The organism is uncultured Agitococcus sp. (assembly GCF_937920075.1).
In the GTDB taxonomy this organism is placed as follows: Bacteria; Pseudomonadota; Gammaproteobacteria; order Pseudomonadales; family Moraxellaceae; genus Agitococcus.
This window is the reverse complement of record NZ_CALETI010000218.1, coordinates 1-4,584: the sequence shown is the minus strand read 5'-3', so window position 1 is coordinate 4,584 and position 4,584 is coordinate 1. Positions and strand designations below refer to the sequence as shown.

Annotated in this window: 7 protein-coding genes; 2 read left to right on the top strand and 5 right to left on the bottom strand. The window is 40.4% G+C overall.

The window, feature by feature from the left end; genetic code table 11:
* Positions 1 to 13 precede the first annotated feature (13 nt).
* Positions 14 to 1,144 carry an IS110 family transposase gene (locus Q0212_RS07965; protein WP_367175748.1) on the top strand — a complete coding sequence of 377 codons (1,131 nt, stop codon included), beginning with the start codon at positions 14 to 16 and terminating at the stop codon, positions 1,142 to 1,144.
* A 757-nt stretch (positions 1,145 to 1,901) separates the two neighbouring features.
* Here Q0212_RS07965 and Q0212_RS07960 read toward each other — a convergent pair.
* Positions 1,902 to 2,423: a hypothetical protein gene (locus Q0212_RS07960; RefSeq protein ID WP_297924292.1), complete on the bottom strand. Its 522-nt coding sequence runs from the start codon at positions 2,421 to 2,423 to the stop codon at positions 1,902 to 1,904.
* A gap of 115 nt (positions 2,424 to 2,538) precedes the next feature.
* On the opposite strand from Q0212_RS07960, the gene Q0212_RS07955 reads away from it, so the two are divergent.
* Complete coding sequence (locus Q0212_RS07955; protein WP_297924290.1) at positions 2,539 to 2,763, top strand: helix-turn-helix transcriptional regulator; 225 nt, start codon at positions 2,539 to 2,541, stop codon at positions 2,761 to 2,763.
* 127 nt (positions 2,764 to 2,890) lie between these two features.
* On the opposite strand, the gene Q0212_RS07950 is transcribed toward Q0212_RS07955, so the two are convergent.
* The 4 genes from Q0212_RS07950 to Q0212_RS07935 form a co-directional block, all read right to left on the bottom strand.
* Entirely contained in the window at positions 2,891 to 3,451 is a 561-nt protein-coding gene (locus Q0212_RS07950; RefSeq protein ID WP_297924288.1) for a DUF1877 family protein, read from the bottom strand.
* Between the two features lie 180 nt (positions 3,452 to 3,631).
* On the bottom strand, positions 3,632 to 3,946 hold the full coding sequence (locus Q0212_RS07945) for an XRE family transcriptional regulator (protein ID WP_297924286.1): 315 nt from the start codon (positions 3,944 to 3,946) through the stop codon (positions 3,632 to 3,634).
* Positions 3,946 to 4,305 (bottom strand): type II toxin-antitoxin system RelE/ParE family toxin, encoded by a 360-nt coding sequence (locus tag Q0212_RS07940; RefSeq protein WP_297924284.1) that lies wholly within the window; start codon positions 4,303 to 4,305, stop codon positions 3,946 to 3,948. Before Q0212_RS07940 ends, Q0212_RS07945 begins: the two co-directional genes overlap by 1 nt.
* A 90-nt stretch (positions 4,306 to 4,395) precedes the next feature.
* Positions 4,396 to 4,584, bottom strand: a 189-nt coding sequence (locus Q0212_RS07935; protein WP_297924282.1) for a hypothetical protein, incomplete at its 5' end; no start/stop codon positions are given.

Below are 4,584 nucleotides of genomic sequence, written 5' to 3'. Positions count from 1 at the left end.
GTTGAATACTGTCATGGTTTCCTCCTGCCCTCAAAATTCGCATAATAGCGAGGCTGAGAGGCAGAAAACAAATAACGCCCTCATACAGGGTCAGGAGAAAACCATGAGTAAGATTACACGAATCGGTCTTGATATTGCAAAGAATATCTTCGTATTACACGCGGTCAACGAACACGGTAAAACCGTCAAACGACAAACCCTAGACCGCTCTAAACTCTTAGCATTCTTCGCTCAAACTGAACCCTGTCTCGTCGGCATCGAATCCTGTGCCACCTCTCAGCATTGGGCGAGAGAAATCGCTCAATTTGGCCATACCGTCAAACTCATGAATCCTAAGTTCGTTGTCCCTTACCGTAAAAACGGTAAAAATGATGCCAACGATGCCGAAGCCATTTGTGAAGCCGTCGGTAGACCCAATATGCGCTTTGTCCCTGTCAAATCTGTTGAACAACAAGCCGTCTGTTCCTTACATACCAGCCGACAGTTTCTTATCGTTCAACGCACTGCCCTTATCAATCATTGTCGCGGTATCTTGGCAGAGTTCGGTATCGTGATGCCTGTCGGCGCGGATAAAGTCTGTCGCCTATTGACCGAAAAACTGAATCAAGAGTCAGACATGATTCCCGTCATGCTTCGTGCCTTGATGCAAGACCATCTGCTTGATTTGAAGCGTTTAGAAGAACGTCTTGATTCGATTGATAAACAGTTGGCTCAATGGGCTAAGCAAAACCAACAAGCCATTAGCCTTCAGCAGATGCGCGGTATTGGCGTGATTACGGCAACTGCTTTCGCCTCAGGTGTGTGTGATGCCAAACTCTTTAACAATGGTCGGCAATTCGCCGCTTGGCTCGGCCTCGTCCCCCGTCAATATTCTAGTGGCGGCAAAAACAAACTCGGTAGTATTACCAAAACAGGTGATGCTTATCTCCGAACCATGCTCACTCAGGGCGCACGAAGTATTGTCTTTCACTCTAAAGATAAAAACGATAACTTCTCCCTCTGGATTCAACGACTCATTGCTCGGGTCGGCATGAATAAAACCGTCATCGCGGTCGCCGCCAAACAAGCCAGAATCATGTGGGCGATTATGGCTAAAAATATCGAATATCAACCTCAAAGAATTTGCTCCCCCTTAGTTGCCTAAACACAGTTTAGGTAACTAAGCGGAAGCTCCAAGCGCAACAACAACCTTTGCAAGAGATAAACTGAAAACGTCAATGAACGATGAGATCGTGTACTCAGACAACCTGATAACTTTTGTGGCTGAAAAAGCCGTTTGAATCCTGAGGACTGTGTACGCGTATGACATTGGGGCTACTTGTTTAAACAAGACAAGCCGTATAGATCTTTGCAAATCTCATTCTTTCAAATACGTTTATAAAACAAATTCTTTTCGCAAAGGCATTGCAATGCAGGTGGAAACCATAGATATTAGTTAGAACTTGCAAAGCACTTCCCAGCATTAATCAACGATGAATTGCAGCCCAACACCAACAAAACAATCTGACGTTTTAAAAAAGAGAAATTAAATTCGTCTTTTAGCAGAAGCCAGTTGAAAAAGTTTACCTTAAAAGCTCAAACTGTTGCCCGTCTCAAAATTCATACTTAGGCCAAAAACAACAGCACAAGAGTTCAAACAGTTCGCTTAAATAACGATTTCAGCTCAAAAACAACAACCTGACGTTATGACTATTTAAAAGACTCAGATTTCTGAATTTGCAATGCTCTGACCTCAAGCCACAAAACCAACACTACACCAAAACGAATCTAACTAGGCGCATAACGCGCAAGTACCCACAAAAATATTAACAACTGAGATTACCTCAGAATCTTCAAAAAATACACCATAATCGGCTGGGTACTTGTCGCTGTTGATGCGAAAGTTAGGGTGAATAACATTACTATGATTTATTTGCATTTGTCAGCCTGCCAATATTATTACAATACCACCCTTGACCTTTTAAGGTTTCGCCAATTGCTTTGTCCAGTGCATAAGCTGTTTTTATTGTACCTAAATGCAAATAATCTTGTTTAGATGTCAATGTGAATGCCACACCTTCTGCAACAATCTCGCCAAATGATTCGTATATCTCGAACTCACTATCTTTAGGAATTTGAGTAAACCAGTAAGGAATACATATAAACATTTTTATAATAAACACTTGCCCTTTCCTAATCCTCACCAATGACAAGAAAAGAGGCGCGAAAAATAGAGCTAGAAAAAAAATAGGGCTTGGATATAAAGAACAAAGAAAAAATGGAGTAAAAACAATCATAAAGATTGCAGTGCTATCAGGTAAAACAAAAAAAGTAGTTCCATTTGGTAAACTGAATTTCGTCCACCAATTAAATAACGGTACAAATGGCCTAAAGCAATATAAAAATATCTTCCGCAAATAATTTTTAATTTGAGCTTTCACCATAAAAACCCTAACTAAAAAATTCAGGCGCACCCAACTCCGCTAATGATTACGTAAATGTTTGGGTAGGTGTCGCTTGGAATGGGAGTTAGAAGCGTGGTGAAAGTTGAGCTTAAAAATGATTACACACCAAAAAGCAAAGATAAGCCGCGCAATACTGGGCTTAACAACACGCGAGCTGGCGGATGAATTAGGAGTTTCAGCAATGGCTATTAGCCGTTTTGAGCGCGGCGATGAAAAAGTGATTTCACTGGCAACAGCTAAAAAAGCAGAACGTTTTTTTACTGAGCGAGGGATTGTTTTTGGTGACAACAATTCAATAACTTACTTTATTGAACCATGAAGCATCTAACTACCGCGTTAACTGGCGAAACCCCACAAAGGTTTAATACTGTGCAAGGTTGCCAAAAATGTAAAAAATAACGTAGCAAGTGGCTGGGGTTGCGTCCGTGTTGAACGCAAAGTTAGATTTAGCCAATGCCATAAATAATGGCTTTTCCCTGACTTGCAGCATTAGAAAAAAACTCTACAAATGGCTTATAGTAAGAATCTATTAGCAAAGGGTAATTTTCTTCTTTAGACCAGAAAACGCCTCTATATATCTCTTTATTAGATACAGCTTGTTTAAATATTGTCGAACGAAGTCTTTTAGTAAAATCTTCTACACTAAATACATTTAAAGCGCGAGAAATTTGTAAAACTTCACCTGCCGATAAATAATAACACTCAGACCATGCACCATCATCGTCTTGGTCTTCAATGAACTCGGCCTCTGATAAAAAGCTGGTAGATATTTCAAAATCGCCCTCTTCATCATATACTTTGATAGATGGGGCGTATGATTCATTTGCATCAAATGATGAATCGGTGAGAATGAACCAAATAACTGCCCATGTATCTTCCAAGGAATGAATATCACACCTTTCATCTTCACTTTCTAATAATTCATTAAAAAACAGAACATCATCCTCAACGATAAAGTCCAAATCCTCATCAGGCATCGCAATTAGTTCCATAACTCGACTAGACATAACACATACTCCCATTAATTATTCTTTAAATCTAACTATACGGTTAAGCCGTAACAACCCACAACAATTTGGAAAATTGAGCTGTTTGGCCAAGATTTTAAAAAATAACACAATAATCGGCTAGGTTGTTATCGGACTTAAACCGAAAGTTATGCGATTTATAACAATTAAACTTTGCCTTTAACTATCAATATCAGCAAAGTGGGTAATCCGTACCGAGCCGTCAGCAAAACGCGCAATGACATCAAGCTGTCCGCCCATTGCCTCAATATGACTACGCAATGTAGATAAATACATATCTGTTCGTTTTTCAAGTTTGGCAATCGCAGGTTGCTGTACGTGCAATAACTCTGCCATTACTTTTTGAGATAACCCCCGTGCTTGACGCAATTCTTGCAAAGGCATTTCTTGCATCATGGCTTTAGCAAGTTCATCGGCGCGTTGTTGTGATTCAACAGGCATACGAGTGCGAAGTTCAGTGAATTTTTTAGCCATTACAGTAACCCCTCATCTTTGAGTTGTTCAAGGTGTTCATCATACAAGCGGTCTGCGATAGGAATATAAGTATCGTACCAACGGTCATCGCCTGTTTTATCACCTGCAATAAGTAATATTGCAGCACGTCTAGGGTCAAACGCATACAACGTCCTAAAAGGACGACCTTGATGCTGCGTCCTCAATTCACGCATATGCCCATGTCGTGAGTCATTGATACCACTACTATGTGGAAACCTCAGATTTGTACCAAAGTTTTCAAGAAGGCTGACAGACGCTGCAACGGATTCTTGCTCTTCAATCGTAAAACCGTCCCACCATACTTCAAACTCATCTGTATATTCTACTTCCCATGACATGCAACACAAACCCAAATATATTCCGTCAGAGGAATGTACACTCCAAGTTAAGGGAATGTCAAGACACTGATAGATGAATACCGTTGGGCATCACATGACGAATAATTTTCTAGAAGTAAACGCATAACTTAAAATTAACTGGCGCAACCCCACAACAATATAAACAAGTGAGAGTTTGCCAAAAATATAAAAAATATCACCAAAATCGGTCGGGGTTGTGTCCAGTTGAATACTGTCATGGTTTCCTCCTGCCCTCAAAATTCGCATAATAGCGAGGCT